Source organism: Leptospiraceae bacterium, from assembly GCA_024233835.1.
Classification (GTDB): domain Bacteria; phylum Spirochaetota; class Leptospiria; order Leptospirales; family Leptospiraceae; genus JACKPC01.
Genome location: JACKPC010000001.1, coordinates 1433888 through 1454365 on the forward strand (window position 1 = coordinate 1433888; position 20478 = coordinate 1454365).

The window sequence follows — 20478 nt, forward strand, 5'->3', positions numbered from 1 at the left end:
CTATGAACTTTTAAATTAATCTATAGTTTACCACTTTTCCTGTTTTTGTCGTCTTCGCTCATGAGTTAGGACTTTTTTTTCGAAATTCTGAAGGAGAAAGACCAAAACTTTCTTTGAAAACGCGGTTGAATGTTGATTTTGAATTAAACCCACAGCGAAAGGCTATATTCAATACTGTATCATTTTTATTTTCTGGGTTTTCGAGTAACTTCTTTGCTTCCCTGATTCGCCAATCATTTATATACTTAAAGAAGTTCATTTGTTTTTCTATGTTAATGACCATAGTCAGGTGGTAAGGAGATATATCTAATTGCTTTGCCAGTATATCCAGTGTTAAATTTTCATCGAGAAAGAGCTTTTCTTTTTCTAAATAGATTTCTAATTTTTTGAGGTAGCTCGTTCTTTTTTCCGGTGATAGGCTTTGTTTCGCATATTTCGCCTGACTTTTCTTCTCTGAAGAAGGAATGAATGGCTTTTTAATATAATAGAAAACCAGAATATAACTGAGAAACAATGTAATCCCTGCTCCCGGGGAGCTAATGGGAAATAAAGGAGTTCTTTTCCACATGTCAAGAATTGAAATTCCGATCGCAAGAAGAGCCCAAACAGATAGTGTTGAAATAATAATCTTAAGATAAAAAATATGAAAGCGAATAAGGGGTAATAATTTATCGTAATGAAACTGGTACTTTTTTATCCATTTGAAAGATAAAGAATAAAAAGAAAGATTATAACAACCATTTAAAAAACTCAGGGCATAGGTATAAATTCTTACAACTTTTACCTGTTTTTTAATGCTTAGAGGATCCCTTAATTCTTCAAATAGGAAATACATGAACAGATGGATAAGAAACATGAGTATAACAGGAATGAAAACCTTTTTATCTTTATGAAGATGAAATTCTCTGAAATATAAGATAGATCTTGTATAAAAAAAGACTAGAGGTCCGAGAAGAAAATAGATGGGAAAAACCAAAAATGGAAAGTAAACAAGTAGTTTTCCGGAGGTTAAAAAAGATAAGCCCAATATAGAAAAGGATGCCAGAATAGATACAATACCGAGCAAATACCAGCCCTGTCTTTCTTTGTAGTTAGAGACCAGAAGAGCGATAATTAAGAAATATAAAGCAATATTGGCTATAATAAGTTCATTTATAAAATCCATATAAGCAGATATCTCCTCTGGTATGAATTAATTATAGGAAGTAGTGCTTTATATTTCAAGCAATTCGTTAATTTCTCCGGGTCAGGGTTTTATATTCTGGAAAACACTTGATAAGCGGGCGGTAAGTTAGTTTCTAATTTTTTTCCATTTCTAATTCTATATACTCGATGATTTTTTTTCCCTTTTCCAGATCTTCTTTTACCGCCTCTATACTTGCATTTTGTAAAAGTTCCTGTAATAGGGCCTTACTTTTTTGAAAGGATTTAGGAAAGGCCGATTGAACGGCTTCGAAGTCAATGCTCGCTTCGTTTTTTCTCATCCTGGCAATATGGTAAAACTTTACCAGTTCAGAAATAGCCAGGCGTCGGTTGCATTTCTGTTTGCTACTGAGTAGTTTGATATAGTAAAAAATTGGATATTTTAGACTTTTATCCAGGGGTTTTATTCTATGGTTTCTTACGTCCATCACGAAGGTTTCTCTTTCTGCCAGTTCAAGGATTGCCCGGTTATGAAAGGCATTTCTCATGCTCAAAAGCCTATCAGATTTGAAAAAGAGTCCTTTTTTATCCCAGTGCATTAAAAATATCGTTCCTGGAAAGGGGTCGATTCGAAGTTTTCTTTTTTCATAACCTTTTTTCATCAGTGGCCAGGTGTATACCACATCAATCCAAACCTCATTTTCTAAGCTACGAAGAATCGCCAATAGGCTTCGATTGGGGGATAAAGTCATATTGAGTATCTGGGAATGCTTATTGATTTTTCTCATCATCATAAAGACTTTTTCTTCGTAAGAATCTGCAAACACAGGAAAGGGCATGGAAATGGCTAAATAAAGCGAAAATAGGAGAGTTAAGGAGGGTCTGTTCAAATACATTCTTATGATTTCCTTCTTAGGGTCAAAAAAATCCGATAAAAAAACACTTTTCATTAGATACCTTTTCTATTTTTAGTAAATAGAGCAAGTCTAAACATGAAATTTAAGGAGCAAAAGGCTAAATGAAAGTTATCGTCCTTGTAAAACAAGTCCCCGATACAGAAGCAAATCTAAAATTAGGGGATAAACAGATAAACGAAGCTGGTATAAAGTGGATCATCTCTCCTTATGATGAGTTTGCTATTGAAGAAGGCATTAAGATTAGAGAAAAGAATGGCGGGGAAGTAATTGCGGTTTCCGTTGGTCCGGATAGGGTAAAAGACGCACTGAGAACTGCCTATGCTATGGGCGTTGATAAAGCAGTGCAAATTAACGTACCTGAATACAACACTTTTGACTCTATGTTTACTTCCGACTTGATTGCAAATTTTGCAAAAGCTGAGAACGCCGATCTTATTATTTCCGGAAGACAGGCCATTGATACAAATAGTTCCCAGGTACCGGTTCAGGTAGCTGAGAAACTCGGAATTCCACATGTTTCTCTCGCTATAAAATTAGAGATTGATGGTGATAAATTCAAAGCTACTCAGGAAATAGAAGGTGGGACCCAGACGGTTGAGTGTCCTAAGCCTGCAGTACTTACCGCTCAGAAAGGTCTAAACGAACCCAGATATCCTTCTCTAAAAGGTATTATGGCTTCCAAGAAAAAGCCTATCGATGTAAAAACTCCTGCTGATCTTGGTGTGAGTGCAGGTAGCATAGAAGTAGTTTCACTCGAGCCTCCACCTCCGCGTATTCCCGGTAGAAAATTAGAAGCTGGTGATGCAGCCGGTTTTGCCGCTCAGCTTGTAAAAGCCCTCAGAGAAGAAGCTAAGGTTATCTAAGAAGGAAGGAGAACTTATAATTATGGCTAATGTACTTGTAGTTGGAGAAATAAAAGACGGAGCTTTAAAAAAAGTTTCTAAAGAAATTACCTCAGCCGGAAAGAAAATTGCTTCTTCTCTTGGTGGACAGGTAGAAGTGCTTTTAATCGGTGATAATGCAGCTGGTTTTGCCGCTGAACTTGCTGAAGCTGGAGCGGATGTTGTTATCACAGCAGCCGGTTCTGAATTTTCAGCAGAAGGTTATGCAAACCTTATTAGTGAAGTAATTAACGCAAAAAAACCTTCCGTTGTTTTAATGCCGCACACCGGTTACGGAAGAGATTATTCTGCCCGTGTAGCTGCTAAAACAAAAGCTGCTATCGTTGCGGATGTAGTAGAACTGAAAGTAGATGGTGCTAAAGTTGTAGCAAAAAAACCTGTATACTCAGGAAAAGCCTATGCAAACATTAAATGTTCCACCGATCTACAGCTTTTCACCGTTCGTCCGAATTCTCAGGAAGTAGGTTCCAGTAAAGGTGCCGGAACTGTAGAAAGTAGTTCTGCCGGTTTCGGAGATGTAAAAACTAAGTCTCTGAGTAAAGATGCAGCAGCAGGAAGTAAAGTTCAACTGGCTGAAGCTTCTATTATTGTTTCCGGTGGTCGTGGAATGAAAGGCCCTGAAAACTTCCCGATGCTCCAGGAACTCTGTGACATCGTAGGTGCAGCTATGGGAGCTTCTCGTGCTGCTGTGGATGCAGGATGGATTTCTCACTCTCATCAGGTAGGACAAACAGGAAAAACAGTTTCTCCGAATTGTTATATTGCCTGCGGAATTTCCGGTTCTATTCAGCACATGGCAGGGATGGGATCTTCTAAATACATCGTGGCAATTAACAAAGACCCGGATGCCCCAATTTTTAAAGTAGCTACTTATGGTGTAGTGGCTGACCTATTTGAAGTAGTTCCTGAACTTACAAAAGAATTTAAAAAAGTTCTGGGATAAATTACTTTTCCTCAAATCTTAGGGCTGTAATCTTGGATTATGGCCCTAAAATCTTTTTTTAGTTTTCTATTTTACTTAATTTTTTCATTTTTTCAATATACTGCTGCCCAATCCGGTAATGAACTTTTATCCTCTGTTATTGCGAAAATGAATGGACTTCAGAGCCTGAAAGCCCGAATAAACATTGACGGTACCCTGACCGGCGAGTTATATTATCAGAGACCCTATAATATTCACGTAAAACTTTCGGATGGTAGAATTATTTCTGCGAATAAAAATATAATTTGGGTTTATTCTCCGTCCAGAATGATAGCAGGTAGACAGGATTTGCGAGGAGGAACCGGTGGAATCAGCGGGCTTTTGAGTGGTTATGAAAGCGTGACATCTTCCGGAAACCGTTTGACTCTAAAATCAAATACGAAAGCTTATAGTGAAATAGTAGTTGTCGTAAGTCCTGATCATCTGATACGGTCAATTAGAATGAAACGAAAAGGTTCCGAGTCCTCCAAAACTATAAATTTATCTATTTCTGCTACTAATATTGGTTTGCCCTCTAACCTTTTTAATTTCCATCCACCATCGAGTGCACAGATAGTGGAAAATCCTTTGAATCAGAAGGAGTAATGATGACAACCTCCAGAACCGATGCCCATAAAGTATTTGCGAACTTATATAGAAAGAAGCGCTCGCCGGAGCACCAGAAGAAAGTCGATGAGATTATCACCCGTTCCAATGATGTTTTTATCCGGATCGACCTCATTAAAAAACTGGATGAAGAGTATTTTGAGGGAGAAAGAAAAAAGGGTGATGATGCAGATCCTCCTGAAGAAACTTCGATAAAAAGAAGTCTAAATGAAGAAATTATCCAGGATAAATTTGATGAATCAGAGGAGCGAAATTTAGCTCTTAAAAAAGATCCGGGTGATTCAGACAAAAAAACTCCTGAGCAAAAAAGCGGCGGAGGAATTGGTTTTTTAGAAATGCTTTTTGGAGGGGCCAGTGTCATAAATCGATTTGCTAAAGAATCGAAGGCACTGGATATCGGTCTTTTCGGGAGAAAAGTAACTATATCCAGAAATGTGGAAAAGCTTTTCCGGGGTTTACGGGAAGAACAAATTCTTTCTACTATACAGGCTTTGAAGTTTTGCGAGCAGGTGGGTTGGAAATACTGGAATCCCTTGACTTATAACGTGGTTCTGAATTTTGGTCGCTTTTTCAACTCTTTCATTTCCCTTGACTCCCTTTTTCGAGATGAAATTTCCGCTGAGGTTTTCCTGGGTCGTTCAACAAAGATGCAGATGTATTACGTTCGACTTTTGTCCAGACCGGATTCCAAAGATATAATCATTAAAAATGTGATGGAATTTGTTGATCAGGAAGATAAGTTAAAAATAAGAAGAAACCAAATTCTGCATGGTTTGAACTATGCCCTGAGTCTGGAAAATGGAAGGCCGAGTCTTACTGATTGTATCTGTGCCTTTTATATAGTAATGAAGAAAAAACTTGTGACCTGGCCTGAAATTGAGAAAATGCTAAAGGTAGCTCCGGTAGATGAGTTTAAGTTTATTGCTTCTGCCGAAATATCCAAGCAAATAGAGCTTCAGGTTAGTAAGTTAAGCAATGAGATAAAAGAAAGGCTATTAATTTTAGAAGAACTAAACCAAATTCGAAATGACTTTTTCAAACTAACTGATTCGGGAAAAGTGAGTTTTGATTTTCTTGCGACCCTTATAGATGATTATGTGAGTCGTTACTATGCAGAAGGTCAAATAGAAACAATGAGGTCTACTTACAAGACGAATCCTCATAGGCTTCTACAGCTATTATGTCGGGATTTACAGAGCATTTATTTTGTTCTTATTGAAGGTTACATAAAAGTAGAAGACGTTCAGGTTCATGAAGTATTGATCATTCAGAATAATTTATTCTTTTCAGAACTTGATAAAATAAATTCTTTCCTGAGGGCTGTAGAAGCTTTTCAGAGAAAATTTAGTAGTTTTCAGTATACCTTTCAGGATTTTTCCCAGGGGATTCAAAAAGGCTCACAGGATCAAATTGAGATGCAGCTTTTGAAAATTCTAACCGATGCCGGTGAATTGTTTTCAAAGTTTGCTAAGAAATTAAATGTCATTCTTCTAAATCACAGGGAAGCAGATCGCTTAGAGAAAGTTAACGGACTAAATGATAAAGTTTTGCTCACTAAAGAAAAACCGATAGACGATTTGAAAATTGGTCCGAGATTTATCCCCTATTATGAATCTAAAATTGTCAGTCAAAATAGGGTGAATGCCTATACGGTATTAGATCTATTTACAGAATTAACCCGCTTACTATTTAACTATTCTGTAATTTTTAAAGATAGAACAATTACCGGGCAGTTGACCGCTCATAAGAAAATTGAAGAAGAGTTAAAGAAAATGTATGTGGATTATAAACGTCTAACCGGTCAGGATTTTCAATTAAAAGTGGAGGCTGAATGAGAATCTTAACCGGTATTCAACCTTCAGGAAAACTTCATCTCGGCAATTATTTTGCTGCGATGAAAAAGATGATCGCCTACCAGGAGTCTTCGGATTTATTTTGCTTTATTGCTAACCTTCATTCACTCACAACTTTTTCCGGAAGGAAAAGTTTGGAGGAAAATACTTATGATGCGGTTCTGGATTTTTTAGCCCTGGGCATGAATCCGGACAAAGCTACTTTTTGGATCCAATCCGATGTTCCGGAAGTTACAGAGCTAACCTGGTATTTAAGTCGTTATATGACTGTAAATCAACTTTCCTTAGCACATTCCTACAAGGATAAGGTGGCTAAAGGAATTAATCCAACTGCGGGTCTTTTTTTGTATCCTATACTTATGGCTTCGGATATTCTTTTATATGGTTCAGAGCGAGTACCGGTTGGGAAAGATCAAAAACAACATCTTGAAATTACCAGGGATATCGCAGAAAAGTTTAATTCTGAGTTTGGCGAAGTTTTTGTTGTTCCGGAAGCCGAAATCGATGAAGATACAGCTATTGTACCCGGAACCGATGGACAGAAGATGTCAAAATCCTACGGCAATACAATCAATATTTTTGATTCTGAAAAGGCTTTGAAAAAGTCGGTGATGTCGATTATTAGTGATTCTGCCGGGATTGATGAAGCCAAGGATCCGGACAAAAGTGTGATCTATGCTATATTTTCTCTTTTTTTAAACAAAGAAGAAAAACTTGTTTTACGGGATAGATTTTTAACTCCCGGCTTACGATACGGGGATATAAAGAAAGAGCTACTGGAAAAAATTATAGAGTATTTTTCTCCGTATCGTGCAAAAAGAGAAGACCTTTCTAAGAATCTCGATTATGTAGAAGAAGTATTAGATAAAGGTAAACAAAAAGCTAAAGAGGCAGCTTTACCGATCCTGGATAAGGTTCGCTATCATTTTTCAGTAAAACGAAGTAATATGCATGCCTGAGCCCAAAAATCTTATTGAATTAAAAGCGGAAAAATGGGTCCATAATGGTTATTGCCTTGCTTTTTATAAAGGGGAAACCTATTTTCTTTCCGGGGCTATTCCGGGGGAAAAAGTTCTCGCTAAATTAATTTATAACTCAAAAAAATTCAAGCAGGCAGTTGTTAAAAAAGTATTAGAAACATCTGATAAACGTATTGAATCTGACTGTCCTGTTTTTCTTGACTGTGGAGGCTGTGCATATCGACATATTTCCTACACGGAAGAAAAAGAAATCAAGAAACAACTTTTTATTGAACAAACGGGTCTCAGGCCTACTGAAATTATAAGTGCAGAACCCGAGGGCTATCGTAATAATGCTCAACTTAAAGTGGATTATCCTGCCATTGGTTTTTATAGGTATAATACCAATCAACTCGTAAACATCAGAGAACTGGGTTGTAAAAATCTTCCTGTTGAACTTAATAAGTTTTATGCCAAAAGACAGGAGAAAATCACCGAATATAAACTTCGTTTAGATGATAAGGGAATCATAAATTACGCTAAAAAAGAATCTCAATATAAATATGGAAATATATCGGTTCGTGTGCCTGCAAATGGTTTTTTCCAAGTAAACCGTTTTTTAATTCCGGGCTGGTTAGATAAAATAAAATCTTTCGTTCCGGTATCCGCTGCGGTTTTAGAATTATTCAGTGGTTGCGGTCTAATCGGCTTGTATATTGCGGACAAGATAAAATCTCTACGTGGATATGAACTGGATGAGAATAGTGTAAAATACTCTTACATTAATGCTGAGGCTAATAAAATTAGTAATATAGATTTTACTAAAATTGATTTATACCATAGAGAAATAAAAGAGCAGGATGCCAAACGAGATGTCTATATAATGAACCCACCACGTGCAGGTTTGGACAAGTTGATAGTTGAAACGATCCTGAAATTTAAACCCAAAACCCTTATTTATTCGAGCTGTAATTATGCTACTCTTAGCAGGGATATAAGGCCTCTAATTGAAAGCAAAACATATAAAGTGAAAGACTGTCTCTTATTTGACTTTTTTCCCAGAACACAACACTTTGAATGCCTTATAGTATTAGAAAAATCTTAAGCTTTTTCTATCAGCTATGAAGGAAGTCTTTGTTCGCTTTGTCTTATATGGTCTTACCGGTTGGTGTGTGGAGCTTGTATATACAGCTATTATCGATAGTTACCATAAGAAAGACTGGAATTTGACAGGAAAAACGTATCTCTGGATGTTTTTTGTCTATGGTTCGGCTGTTTTTTTATTTGAACCGGTTCATGAGCTTATTTTAAATTTTCCTATAATACTTCGATTTATTATCTGGTCTTTAGGAATTACAGGAATCGAGTTTATTAGCGGTTTTTTAATTAAGAAAGTTTCCGGTTCCTGTCCCTGGGATTATTCTTATAGCCGGTTTGCGATTAATGAATATATCCGCTGGGACTACTTTCCTATCTGGGCGGTTTTCGGTCTTATTTTAGAAAAACTGCATGTATTTTATGTAAGATTAAGCCCGGTACTTGTAGAATTAATATTTACTTGAGTGTTATGTATTCTAACATAGAACCAATGAAAGACAGAATCAGACCTGCCATAAAAATTCTATAGCTAATTCCTAAATAAAAAAATTTCTTTCTTTGAAGTACGAGACCACTATTGTATATATCTTTAACCATAGCTTCATACATTTTTTCTTCGGAACGCAAAAACTCAGACATAAGTTTCAAATACTCGTCCTGGTTTATACGGTGAAAGGAACCGAAAAATAGAGGATTTATTTCATTCGGTTTGAAGGAAGAATCTTTTCCATATTGTATGGAAGGCATAGTTGCTATGATCGCAAAAAAGGAAGATATTATCGAGAAAAATGTGAGAGCTATTAGACTATAAGAATATTCGCCTTTTTGTAGCATATTGAGGGTTAAAGTGAAGATTAAAAAAGAAGCGCCTAAGATGATGTTAGCTTTATGGTCTGCCATTGAACTGAAATGACTGGTTTGCTGGTATAGAGAACGCAGCATGTGGTCTATCTGAACACTTCCTTTTAAACCCGCAAATAAATTTTGTTTTTCCATGTTTACTCCTTTTTACAGACCGAAAGCATACAGGATTCTCATAAAAATTCAATAATTTTTTGGATGTTCCTGTTGCTTTCGTTAAAATATAATTACTCTATGTTAAATTCTCCATTGGGAAACTCTCCAAACATTTCCGGAAAATACATGGCTTCAATTCTGGATGGTGGTAACATAAATTTTCCATCCTGATTGAGTCGGACTGTATACTCAATATTGTGGGTTCCTTCCGGGACATAGGTAAAATACTCTCTGTAAGCATCCATCCTTCTTTCTGTGAATGCAGAATATAAGCTCCAACTTTTATTATTATCCGAGCTTAAACTTTCTGAATCTCTACCCAGTCCCGAGCCCAGAATGGTTGAACCGGAAGGAATCGGATCGTTTAAGACTACCCAGGCTTTAGCTGAGTTTGCCTTGATTATAAGACGAATTTTCCACACATCTCCTTTGCTGTATTTTCCTTTGTTTTTTACCTCAACAGGAATGAGTTGCTTCGTAATGCTATAGCCCGCTGAAAAGGGTTTTTTCAATGCGATAGCTGCCCGGCTTTGAATATTTACCCAGGGCTTACCCTTTCCATCGTGTTTTATAGTAAGATTCATTTTTGATGAAGACCAGGGGAAATCATGTCTGGCTGCTGAGCGAACTTTTGACCAGGGCATTTTTTTATTTTTTCCGGCATAAGACGTTATACTGTAACCTGTTACTTTTTCCTTTTCAAATTTGGCTGCAAATTTTTCCAGTGCAAGAACTCCCCAGGCATTTGCAACAGTTAAATCCCAGGCTCCGCGTTTTTGTCGTGAAACGATTCCTCTTACAAGCCTTGGAATGTCTCGTTTCCATGTGTTCATTTCCAACAAGCTTAGAAGTAAGCGGGTTGCATTTACGTCGGAGGAAACCATAAGCCAGTATAGGTTATCTGTTTTTGCTGTACTGAAGCTCATTACGGTACCCTGCATATCCAGCCTTGCCCTGAGAATAGTTTCTACTTTATCCATTAGCATCGGTTTATGGGTAACCTGTAAGCGATTATAAATATTCCATAAGTCGATTAAAGCAGATGTCGGAAGTAGGTTGTGTATTACATCAAGAGGTTCCAGGTATTCTTTTTTTGCAAGGCCATAACGACTCAGGGCTTCAATGGCTGCTATTTTACGAATACTGAGATCCGGTGTGGATAAGACCGAATTTCTATGGATAGAACCTGTTATAAAACCCTGCAAAGCATAGGTCATGCGACTGAAGACTTCAGGAGGAATCGGGTATGCTGCTTCTTTTGCAATAGAAAGTACGTAGGAGGTTAAAATCGGACTACCGAAAGAGAGGGATGGAAAGTATTTTATAAAACCTTCCGAATCAAGATAAGCCGGTGCTTTAGCCATGATTCTTTCCCAATGGTCTTTTGAACGAAGACTTATCGCTTTGGAAACTTCCTGTTCAAAACAGGAGTAGGGGTAGTCTCTCATGTATTCTTTTACACCTGATAGACTGCGGAGTAAAGAGCGCGAGTAAATAATTCGAAGACCACCTTTTCCTTCTTCAGCTCCTTCCGGTTTTTCTACCGGAAGGTTATAAGTGTTTTCTAATTGTACGATGCTTGCCTGTCTGACAGTGGGTTTTAAATAAGGTAATATTTTTTGTGATACCCGAATTGTGTCTGTTTTTCCATTTTCACTTTTGGCTGTTACTAAGTAACTAGCTTTTTCTTTTCCCCTTGGAATTTTTATCTTCCAGGAGAATTCTTTCGCTTCCCCGGCTTGCAGAGAAAATTTATCCTGTTGTAAACCTTTAAATGCATCCTGAAGCTGGATACTTATATTTCCGCTTAAAGGTTCCTTACCGGCATTCCGCAGGGTAAAGGTTGCTGGAAAAATGTCTCCTTCTCGAATAATGGGCGGAATACCGGAGAATAACATGAGGTCTCTGGTACTACGAATCTTCGTATGCCCCTTACCGTATAATGAAGAACCTCCGATAGCCATGACGACTACTCGAAATGAGGTAAGAGAATCATTGGTGATGAAGCTAAATTCAGCTTCACCTGATGGATTTGGTTTAATACCGGTTTTCCAGTAAAGAAGAGTATCGAATAATTCCCTGGTATTTTGGGTACCTCCTCCACCTCCCTGCTTAATAGCTTTTAGTCCGAAGTGTCGTCTACCTACAACCTGCATTTGGGCAGTTGAGGTTTGCACTGTATTACCTCTGGTTCCCATCATTTTTTCTAATACGTTCCATGATGTGTTATTCTTTAATTCTAATAATCCTTCATCCACTACAGCCACAATGAGTTCCGTATTTTTCGGAAGTTTTGATTGTATTAAAGGAGATACTTTTACTCGAATATTTGCTTTTTCTCTTACCCCGTAAACTTCTTTATCAGGTTCTACTTTCACCTCTAATTCATGTGGCTTCCAACCAACTTTTATTTCAGCAATTCCTAATTTATAGGATGGTTTTCCCAGGTCAATAAGAGCTGTAGGACGTATGCCTCCTACACGACCCCTGACTGCCATAGCCGAAACAAAAACATTTGGCGAATAGTTGTTTTTTATAGGAATACGAATGCTCGGATTACGTCCTTTCACATTTTGTATGTAAGAGTCAAGGATCCCCTCTCTTTCCACGGTAACCAGTACCCTCGCTTCTGAAAAGGGGATTCTAAACTGAAATTCAGCTTCTTCACCAGTTTCATATTTTTTTCTTACAGGAATTAAATCAGCCCTGTCATGGTCGCTGCCCGCATACCAGGAATTAGGAGATTCTATCCAAATCTCTGTATTTGAACGTGCTTCTTTTCCTGAGCTTGAAATAGTATTTGCGGAAAAGAGAATATTCCCTTCTTCCGTTGTTTTACCTTCACAGATAAGCATTCCTTTTTCATCTGTCTGACCGGAGCAAAACTCTCCTAATTTTTTTATTTCCCTATAGCTTTCATAGGAATAGAAACCACCTACGAGTCTTTTTCTGTGTGAGAAATACTTCCGGGAATACATATCCACATTAACTTTCTGTCCGCGAACCGGCTTACCCCTTAGATCTAAAACCAGGGAAATAATTTTCAACTTATCTTTGGAAGCAATCCAACTATCCTGTTTAATCCCAATAACGTATTCTGTTGGATAAACCGGTATTCTTTTACTTACGGTTTGGATTTCTCCATTTGGATCTGCAAATTCTAACTCGGTCAAAACGTTATAGGGTGTATCTTTTGTGGGCAAACCACTGATTGTAATAGTTTTTCCACCGGTCTCATCAAGTTTGATTTGTTGAATCTTCTCAATTTTTAATTCATCTTCATTTTCAGCTCTATCTGTACGGAATCTTCCCGGGATAATTTTTTCTGAATCAAAGGAGAAATCTGCATAATCAGGAAAGCTTGTATAATAATCATCTTTAACAAAATACTTAAATTTTACAGGAAGATTTCCGGCTCCTCCACCTGAAAGGTAAGAAATGCTCAGGTTCACAGGAAAATTTGTTTTTGAAACTATTTTTTCCGTTGGAACCTTTACATCAGCCTTCATTAGGGGAATTCTAAACTCCTCTACTCTAAAGCTTTCTGTACTATATTTCCTTTCATAAGAGTTATTTTTATCCTTAGGATACATAAGATAGATTTGGTATTCACCCAATTTTGCATCTTTAGGAATTTTCCAACTGGCATCAGCCGTTCTATTTGTCTCCCATTTTAAAGAAAAGCGAAATTTTTGACCGGAACCTATATGTTCGATTTCCATTAATTCCGGTACTGTATCAAGTTTCGGATAACGCATTCCTTTTCCGGTGTGTAAACGAACCAGATTCTTTATATGAAGTTCTTCTCCGGCTCGTAATAAGCTTCGATCCAGGATTGAATGATATATTTCCTTGTTATCTATTTCTCCGGAAGAGAGGTTGAACCTCCAGTTTTCAATTCCATCTTCCCAGGAAGAATGAACAAATGAGAAATCGTTTCCTTTGCTTGCTGAAACTAAAAGGCCATTCGCATAGTTTTTATAAGAACAGTATTTCGGTTCTTTAATATTCTTTGAAGAAAATATAGCAATTCCTTCTTCATTTGTTCGGGCCTGTATCAAAACCTTATTTTCACAGTTTCGCACTTCAACTGTAGCTCCTGCAATGCCTTCACCTTTATCAAGACTTGTGACCCAAACGAGGCTATTCTCAGTACCTTTTTTTAAATGGACCGCCATATTGGTCACGAGAGCGGAAGTTGCAACATAAGCACTTTTACCGGTTTTATTTACATGCACACCCAGAGCCGGACTGGTAAGTTCAAGTACATAAAAGCCGGGCTTTTTAAGAGGTATTCCCACTACTTCAAAAGCATTAATACCGTTCTTTCGTGGTAAGAGAAACTTCTTGCCCTGCTTTATATCTTTAAACACGGAGCGGCTTATCTTTGAGGAATATAATTTTTGAAGCCAGAAAACTATATTCTCCGGTTTCACTCCTACCTTTTTTCCTTCTAAAGGTCCAAAACTTTTAGAATTCAGGGGGTTTAGCTGTAGGAGTCTGAGTTTTACTTTTTCTTCAATGTTTCGAACCGTAACGGGAAGTACGGGATTTGCATTCAGTTCAAGTATACCGAATTTTGCAGAAAATTTGGCTAAAGGGGGAAAGGAGGAAATTTTCACAGACCTGGGAAAGTCTGAAGAGTTCTTTAAAATTCTACCCGCATCATCTTTAATAGAAGCCGGAATACTTAAGGTAAAATTGGTTTCCTCCGGAAAAGGGCCTGAAAAATTGATCTCTGTTACAGATGTAGGTTTTTCGGCTTTTAAGTCAAGATCGGATTTCCAGATTTTAGAACCGGTTTGAAATTTTATTTTTAAGGCATCTTCTATAGATATAGGAGATGAGAATGATAGAGTAATCGGTAGGAGTGGAATACAATCACCTTTTTTAGATGCATAAGAACAATGTATGCTTGCTGTAAAATCATCCCTTGTTTTGTAATTTAAAACTTGCCTTGAAGTAGACGAAACTCCCGAAACGGATCGAATACCTGATTGCCAGATAAGGCTTACTTTTTTTCCGCTGGGAAAGGTCCTGTTAGCTTTGACGATAACTAAATTTTCCGGTATATTTTTACCATAATTAGCTTTAATGATTTCAGGTATATCTTCAGGAGAAAGGATTTGGGTATCTATAGGACTTGCAATACCTTCTACTATAAAATTAATATGATTTTCAAGAGAAGGCATATCTACAGGACCATCTACTTGTAATAAGAAGATTTGATCTTCGGAAACATCAGAGCCAATGTAGGGAGATGTATATAAAACCTGCGGTCCTCCTGTGGAAAACGAATATTTCTTTCCTCCGCGAATGGTATGACCGGAAGCTGTAGGAAAATCTTTTAAGGTAAAAGTGCATTCGTGTCCAGAGCCAAGTTTGCTTTCAAATTCGTAAAGGTAAGTTCTTTCATCTGCCCAGCGTGCTTTACCTTTTGCAGAACAGGAAATTTGAAAAATATCAGTATTTGCGGATGGATCTCCAAAAGCAACAACCGGTTCTGAAAAAATAACTTTGACCTGCTGAATATCTTTTACTTCCCCTGTTGGAGAAAACAGGCTGAGGCCCGGAGCTGAGTATATGGAAAATGGAAGCAAAGCAAATAAAAAAAGTAAAACTCTTAAGTGAAATTTCATAAATCCCCCGTAATAATAAGCTCAAGTTAATTGTTTATACTTGGTTTTGTAAATCAGAATTTTAAAGAAACGAATTGAATTCTTATAGACAGGAAACTTAAGCTCTATAGTATATTTTCATGGAGAGAAAACCCGGGATTCTGAAAGTTTTTCTTACAGCGTGTCTTAAAATAGACTTATCTATAAAAGAGAAGCAAGCTGTAAGAGCCTGCTGCTTCATTTTCAGACAGGCTCTTATACTATCCCTTATACTCAATATTTTTTTAGTTTTATACCAGAGTTCTAGTTTTCGAATTCGTCTCAGGTTCGTAGCTTATTATCTACTGGGATTTGAACCACCCGGGAAAATACCCTCTTTTCAGAACGATCTCCTTTTAAGCTCTTTTGAGCCGGTGTCTATGCTCGATAACCGGGATAAAAGATTGAATAAACTGGCTAAATATCCTGTATTCGAGGCACACGGGCATCTGGGTAAATTTTTCAAAACTGAGCCTGAAAAGTTTTTCAAGCAATTGGATGAACTCAATATACAGGGCTTTGCTAATTTGAATTTTCAAACAGGAGAGGAGTTCTTAAACTTACAAAATGAATATAAGGATAATAGAATGTTCTTTTTTGCTGGTTTTAACTGGGAACATTTAAAAAAGAAAGAGAAAAATTATGTTTCTCTTATGCTCTCTGACCTGAGGGCAGATATAAAAAATGGAGCTAAGGGGATTAAGCTCTGGAAAAATTTTGGTCTTAATTTAAAAGATCTCAATGGAAATCGCTTGCATATCGATGAACCATCCTTAAAGCCTTTATTTGAGGAATGTGAAAAAGAAAAACTGATTGTAGCCATTCATACGGTAGATCCTCCCAGTTTTTTCCTGCCTATAGATGAAACAAACGAACGTTATCCGGAATTGATACGAAGGCCTGAGTGGTCCTTTACCGGGACTGATTTCCCTTCAAGAGAAACTGTAATTCAGGAAAGAAATGCCTTATTTAAAAGGCATCCCGGCTTACGATTTATTGCCGTACACATGGCTGCATCCGGGCACAATTTGGAAGAAGTTTCTTTCTTACTGGATAATTTTCCCAATGTATATGTGGATATAGCGGCAAGAATTGATGAACTCGGAAGGCAACCCTATACGAGCCGGAGATTCTTTACAAAGTATCAGGACAGGATTCTTTTTGGAACAGATGGTCCTCCGGATAGAAAGAAGTTGGAAATTTATACTCGATTTCTGGAAACAAAGGATGAATATTTTGACTATTTTCCGTCACATAAACCCAGAAAAGGATTTTGGAAGATACACGGAATCGGTCTTGAAGAGGAAGTATTAAAAAAACTTTATTATGAAAATGCAATGAATCTTTTTAAGCTAAGAAATTGAGGGAAAACATGTTTTTTAAAAAAGAGAGTGATAGAGATATTTACAGTCTGGAATTCGTGAGGACGAAAGCGGATTTTTTAGATTTTACAGAAAAGGATTTAAAGTTACTAAATGAACTAAAGCCCTTTGTAGATATGAGAAAGGAAGAGATAGTTAAGAACTTTTATACTAAAATTTTAAAAACTGAAAAAGCTAAGAGAATTATCGAAAAAAATTCATCTATTGCTAAATTAGAATTTACTTTTGTACAATACTTAAATTCTATTCATAGAAAAACTTTAGATAAAGAATATATACAATATATTTCCAGAATTGCCAGAAAGCACTATGAAATTAATCTTCCCATAGATTTCTATTTAGGTTCTTATGAAGTATTAAGAGAGAGTTTATTAAAGTATCTTTATAAATACGTCAAATCCGGAAACAAGTTTATACTCTATATGAATGCCTTAAATAAACGTTTTTCTCTGGATATGCAACTGGTAGTAGAATACTATTATGATATATTTTTCGGACTTAACCTGGAAAAAGCATCAGAGATATTAGAATATGTGACCGGTCTGGATACCATACAGGATCTGGTTCATTTTTCAGATGAGCAGGATCAAAAGATTCATAGTATCCATTTCTCTATTGAGACTCTTAATTCTGGTATCCGGGATATTAATAGTCATGCAGAAATTATTACTGCAAAAGCAGAGGAGAGTGAAACAGTTATTTATAAAAGTGAAAAAGAAGTGAATAAGTCTATACGGGAATTTCAGAACTCAACGGAATTAATCGAAGAGAATATAAAAGCATTCCAGACCTTTAACATTAAGCTACAAAATATTTCTAAACTCGTAAAACTTATTACTTCGATTTCCAAGAGGACAAATTTATTAGCTTTAAATGCCAGTATAGAAGCGGAAAGAGCCGGAGATTACGGGAAAGGTTTTTCTGTGGTTGCTGAAGAAATTCAGAAGATGGCAGAGCAAATTCAAAATTCAGTACAGAAAATGTACAATGAAATTAATGAGCTTCTTGAAGAGTCCGATGAAATTACCAAACAGGGGAGTATTTCTTTAAAATCACTTCAGGAAAATCGAAATTCAGTATCTAATTCCAGCAAAGCAGTTCATGGAGTTTTGGACATCACGCGATCTATGCTAAATGCAAACGAGGGGATTTCGAAAACATTAACCCAGCAATTAGAATTGTCCAGGAAAGTTACGAATGACGCTTCCGAGATAAATACATTGGCAGATACTCTGAAAAAAGTCTCAAAAGATACAGGGGCTTCTATTTATAGATTGAGTTGTTTGTTGGATGAATTTCGTTTATCCATTCTTCCTCAAAATACAAATATTCGGTTTCAGAGATATTTACAGCTTGCCAAAATGGATCATTTACTTTGGAAGTGGAAAATATATAATTATATGATGGGTTTTGAAATATTAGATCCGAATAATATAGCAGATAGTAATACCTGTCGACTGGGTGTCTGGTATAATAAATTGCAGATAAATAAAACTACAGATACTGCAAGAGAATTTGAGAAACATCATAAAGATTTACACGCAGTTGCAAAAGCAGCTGTTTTAAGCATTAAGAATTCAGATATAGACCTGGCAAAAAGGCAAATGAAAGAACTGGAGACTATTTCTAAAGAACTTTTAATTCTTTTAGAACGAATGAATAATGTATTAGAAAATGAGAACATAATTTAAACATTAGACATATATAAATTAACAGAAAGCGTTTGCTCACCTGCTCTTTCGAAAGACAATGAGAATTGCAGGCGACACTCCGAAGGCTCGTCTTCCCGGAGAGCTTAAAAAATCTCGCTTACATCAAGGGAGAAACCTTCAATGGCTTTGGATTGAACCTTCCCTGTTTTTCCGATGCTGCCATAAAAGTAAGTTCTCCCTCTATCAGTTGGAAGGGTGCACCTTCCGGCAGGCTCAAATAATCCTCGAAGTTATAGTTATTTCCTTCCAGTATCTCGGCCATGAGGAATTGCTGTGAAGCCTCATCAAAAAAGATGAGCTTTCCCTCGAAGAAAGCCCAGTTTCTTCCACCCAAAAGTTCTTCGGGGTCAAATGGCCTGAGTAACTTATCTGACATAGAAACAAAGTTTAAGTATTTGCAAAGTTTTGTTAAGCAATTAGAACTCCTGCTTTCCTTTTAGGCGAGAGCTTATTGAAAGTATTTGTAAAGATCCGAATACTTATATTTTTTAGCCAGACTGTAGGCGTCCTTACTTTTAGAACTGTGAACATCTATTTTTAAGTCTACCAGTTCTTTTACTGCTTCCGGGTTATTATCTTCGACTGCATACCAGAGTGCATTCTTACCCTCTTTATCTATACTATTAATATCTCCTCCATTCTGAGCCAGAACTGTAACTGCCTTCCAATGTTTTTGTTTAAACGCCAGGATAATGGGAGTTTCATTTTCAGGCTCTTTTTTATGAAGATCGATCCCTTGAGAAATTAAATAACGAAGTAAATCTGCATTCCCATGATGGGCGGCATGGTGAATCATTTCCCATCCCGAATCGTCTTTGTATGTTGCATCTGCTTTATTCTGAATCAGTAATTTAACTATTTCCGGACCGTATTCTGTATAACTATTCAATGCCAGAAATATAGCTGTTTGTCCCCATTTTGTTCGAGCATTAATATCAACTTTTTTTGAAATCAAAAATTGAATAAATTTTGCAGTTCCATACTCAGCTCCATAATGAATCAAACCTGAATCTTTTTCATCGATTACATTTAGGTCGGATAAATCTTTCAGGTAATCTACCACATTGCTTTTTTGTGCATATAGAGCAAGCATTAAGGGTGTAGAACCATTTGCTGCTTTTGCATTAACATCAGCTTTTTTCTGAATAATTTTTTTTACTATATCAAGATAGCCAAATTGTGCACTTAGATGTAAGAGGCTTTGTCCATCAGCATTTTTGTAATTGATGTTTGCAGTATTATCGAGAAGAAATGCGGCAATTTTTCTTTTTTCTTCATCCTCGTTTTGCAGGGCCAGGGAAAGGGGAGTTTCCTTACTTTTGGTTACGGAATTTATATCTACCTTGTTTTTTGCAAAATAAGATACCATAGCCAGATCGCTATTTTGTACTGCATAGTGGAGTAAGCCAAATCCATCATCGTCTCTGTCTGATAAGTTAAATTTTTTCTCTAATAGTAGATGAACTATTTCCCCATCTGTATTTGCTTGAACCGCATATAGCAGGACACTCTGTCCTGTCTGGTTTTTAATTTTCTCGATATTGGGAATTCGAGTCAGTAAGTCTTTTACAACTTCTATCTTTCTGAGTCCGATAGCTTCAAATAAAAAGGCATAATCATTATAACTTATTAGTTTCTCATCAAAGGAGAGGAAGGTTTTATAAGCCTCATAATTACTGGTATCACTTAAAGTTAGAGAAAAGGCCGTCTTGCCATTCGCATCCGGAGTAGAAATATCTACACCTTTTTCAAGGAGGAATTTAATTATATCTACGGCTCCTATTTTGGAAGCTTCCATAAGTAGGGTATTCCCTTCATAATCCTTGGAGTTGATGTCTCTTTTTGAGGGTAACAGAGCCTGTAGTTTTTTAAGATCATTATTTCTGATTAGTTTGAATAAATCCTGATTTTTGTTGAATTTGTATCTGTAATATAAAGTTTTTGTTCCGGAATAGGGAAGTAAGATTGTATCTAATATAAAACTAAAAGGGACATCAAATAGATAAAAGAAAGTGGGAGGGCCGTAATAGTGGTAGGAGGGTGTTGGGGAAAAACCAATAGTTAAGCCTTCTCTGGCACCTTTATAGATTAAGGAATAATCATTAGGAGTTGGAGAATAATTCTGCAACACAATAACGCTCATACAACCATTCAAAAGAAAAGATAGTCCGAGAAGGATTAGAAGTATAAATTTGTTTTTCATTAACATACGAAATACCATTAGAATTAAGCAGTATTAAAAATAGCAAT

At 36.6% G+C, this 20478-nt stretch carries 15 protein-coding genes; 9 read left to right on the forward strand and 6 right to left on the reverse strand.

Translation table 11 applies throughout. The features are described 5' to 3' along the window. Nucleotides 1–58: 58 nt before the first annotated feature. Together H7A25_06510 and H7A25_06515 are read right to left on the reverse strand one after the other, a co-directional pair. Nucleotides 59–1165 (reverse strand): helix-turn-helix transcriptional regulator, encoded by a 1107-nt coding sequence (locus H7A25_06510; protein ID MCP5499537.1) that lies wholly within the window; start codon nucleotides 1163–1165, stop codon nucleotides 59–61. Nucleotides 1166–1298: 133 nt separating this feature from the next. Further along, nucleotides 1299–2039, reverse strand: coding sequence for a hypothetical protein (locus tag H7A25_06515; protein ID MCP5499538.1), 741 nt, complete (start codon nucleotides 2037–2039; stop codon nucleotides 1299–1301). A gap of 122 nt (nucleotides 2040–2161) precedes the next feature. Between H7A25_06515 and H7A25_06520 the strand changes: the two genes are divergently transcribed. From H7A25_06520 to H7A25_06550, 7 genes are all read left to right on the forward strand, one after another. Next, entirely contained in the window at nucleotides 2162–2923 is a 762-nt protein-coding gene (locus tag H7A25_06520) for an electron transfer flavoprotein subunit beta/FixA family protein (GenBank protein MCP5499539.1), read from the forward strand. 22 nt (nucleotides 2924–2945) lie between these two features. Then, the gene (locus H7A25_06525; protein MCP5499540.1) at nucleotides 2946–3905 is read left to right on the forward strand and encodes an electron transfer flavoprotein subunit alpha/FixB family protein; all 960 of its coding nucleotides are present in this window, start codon (nucleotides 2946–2948) and stop codon (nucleotides 3903–3905) included. Nucleotides 3906–4052: 147 nt separating this feature from the next. Then, nucleotides 4053–4529, forward strand: coding sequence for an outer membrane lipoprotein carrier protein LolA (locus tag H7A25_06530; GenBank protein MCP5499541.1), 477 nt, complete (start codon nucleotides 4053–4055; stop codon nucleotides 4527–4529). A 2-nt stretch (nucleotides 4530–4531) separates the two neighbouring features. After that, entirely contained in the window at nucleotides 4532–6385 is a 1854-nt protein-coding gene (locus H7A25_06535) for a hypothetical protein (GenBank protein MCP5499542.1), read from the forward strand. Then, nucleotides 6382–7362, forward strand: coding sequence for a tryptophan--tRNA ligase (gene trpS, locus H7A25_06540; GenBank protein MCP5499543.1), 981 nt, complete (start codon nucleotides 6382–6384; stop codon nucleotides 7360–7362). The genes H7A25_06535 and trpS overlap by 4 nt, the downstream gene beginning before the upstream one ends. After that, nucleotides 7355–8467, forward strand: a complete 1113-nt coding sequence (locus H7A25_06545; protein ID MCP5499544.1) for a class I SAM-dependent RNA methyltransferase — start codon at nucleotides 7355–7357, stop codon at nucleotides 8465–8467. The genes trpS and H7A25_06545 overlap by 8 nt, the downstream gene beginning before the upstream one ends. 16 nt (nucleotides 8468–8483) lie before the next feature. Continuing rightward, the gene (locus tag H7A25_06550) at nucleotides 8484–8924 is read left to right on the forward strand and encodes a hypothetical protein (GenBank protein MCP5499545.1); all 441 of its coding nucleotides are present in this window, start codon (nucleotides 8484–8486) and stop codon (nucleotides 8922–8924) included. Here H7A25_06550 and H7A25_06555 read toward each other — a convergent pair. Next, nucleotides 8917–9456, reverse strand: a complete 540-nt coding sequence (locus tag H7A25_06555; protein ID MCP5499546.1) for a hypothetical protein — start codon at nucleotides 9454–9456, stop codon at nucleotides 8917–8919. The genes H7A25_06550 and H7A25_06555 overlap by 8 nt on opposite strands. Before the next feature lie 92 nt (nucleotides 9457–9548). Continuing rightward, the gene (locus tag H7A25_06560; protein ID MCP5499547.1) at nucleotides 9549–15116 is read right to left on the reverse strand and encodes an alpha-2-macroglobulin; all 5568 of its coding nucleotides are present in this window, start codon (nucleotides 15114–15116) and stop codon (nucleotides 9549–9551) included. Nucleotides 15117–15235: 119 nt separating this feature from the next. Between H7A25_06560 and H7A25_06565 the strand changes: the two genes are divergently transcribed. Further along, nucleotides 15236–16498, forward strand: coding sequence for an amidohydrolase family protein (locus tag H7A25_06565; GenBank protein MCP5499548.1), 1263 nt, complete (start codon nucleotides 15236–15238; stop codon nucleotides 16496–16498). Between the two features lie 8 nt (nucleotides 16499–16506). Continuing rightward, nucleotides 16507–18207, forward strand: a complete 1701-nt coding sequence (locus H7A25_06570) for a CZB domain-containing protein (protein MCP5499549.1) — start codon at nucleotides 16507–16509, stop codon at nucleotides 18205–18207. A gap of 118 nt (nucleotides 18208–18325) precedes the next feature. Here the strand turns inward: H7A25_06570 and H7A25_06575 are convergent, their stop codons facing one another. Both H7A25_06575 and H7A25_06580 read right to left on the reverse strand, forming a co-directional pair. Continuing rightward, nucleotides 18326–18604: a hypothetical protein gene (locus tag H7A25_06575; GenBank protein MCP5499550.1), complete on the reverse strand. Its 279-nt coding sequence runs from the start codon at nucleotides 18602–18604 to the stop codon at nucleotides 18326–18328. A 72-nt stretch (nucleotides 18605–18676) separates the two neighbouring features. Continuing rightward, nucleotides 18677–20437, reverse strand: a complete 1761-nt coding sequence (locus tag H7A25_06580; GenBank protein MCP5499551.1) for an ankyrin repeat domain-containing protein — start codon at nucleotides 20435–20437, stop codon at nucleotides 18677–18679. Between the last annotated feature and the right edge of the window lie 41 nt (nucleotides 20438–20478).

Coding starts and splice junctions, on each gene's coding strand:
- H7A25_06510 (MCP5499537.1), bottom strand. CDS start 1,165: ATGGATTTTATAAATGAACTTATTATAGCCAATATTGCTTTATATTTC.
- H7A25_06515 (MCP5499538.1), bottom strand. CDS start 2,039: ATGTATTTGAACAGACCCTCCTTAACTCTCCTATTTTCGCTTTATTTA.
- H7A25_06520 (MCP5499539.1), top strand. CDS start 2,162: ATGAAAGTTATCGTCCTTGTAAAACAAGTCCCCGATACAGAAGCAAAT.
- H7A25_06525 (MCP5499540.1), top strand. CDS start 2,946: ATGGCTAATGTACTTGTAGTTGGAGAAATAAAAGACGGAGCTTTAAAA.
- H7A25_06530 (MCP5499541.1), top strand. CDS start 4,053: ATGAATGGACTTCAGAGCCTGAAAGCCCGAATAAACATTGACGGTACC.
- H7A25_06535 (MCP5499542.1), top strand. CDS start 4,532: ATGACAACCTCCAGAACCGATGCCCATAAAGTATTTGCGAACTTATAT.
- trpS (MCP5499543.1), top strand. CDS start 6,382: ATGAGAATCTTAACCGGTATTCAACCTTCAGGAAAACTTCATCTCGGC.
- H7A25_06545 (MCP5499544.1), top strand. CDS start 7,355: ATGCCTGAGCCCAAAAATCTTATTGAATTAAAAGCGGAAAAATGGGTC.
- H7A25_06550 (MCP5499545.1), top strand. CDS start 8,484: ATGAAGGAAGTCTTTGTTCGCTTTGTCTTATATGGTCTTACCGGTTGG.
- H7A25_06555 (MCP5499546.1), bottom strand. CDS start 9,456: ATGGAAAAACAAAATTTATTTGCGGGTTTAAAAGGAAGTGTTCAGATA.
- H7A25_06560 (MCP5499547.1), bottom strand. CDS start 15,116: ATGAAATTTCACTTAAGAGTTTTACTTTTTTTATTTGCTTTGCTTCCA.
- H7A25_06565 (MCP5499548.1), top strand. CDS start 15,236: ATGGAGAGAAAACCCGGGATTCTGAAAGTTTTTCTTACAGCGTGTCTT.
- H7A25_06570 (MCP5499549.1), top strand. CDS start 16,507: ATGTTTTTTAAAAAAGAGAGTGATAGAGATATTTACAGTCTGGAATTC.
- H7A25_06575 (MCP5499550.1), bottom strand. CDS start 18,604: ATGTCAGATAAGTTACTCAGGCCATTTGACCCCGAAGAACTTTTGGGT.
- H7A25_06580 (MCP5499551.1), bottom strand. CDS start 20,437: ATGTTAATGAAAAACAAATTTATACTTCTAATCCTTCTCGGACTATCT.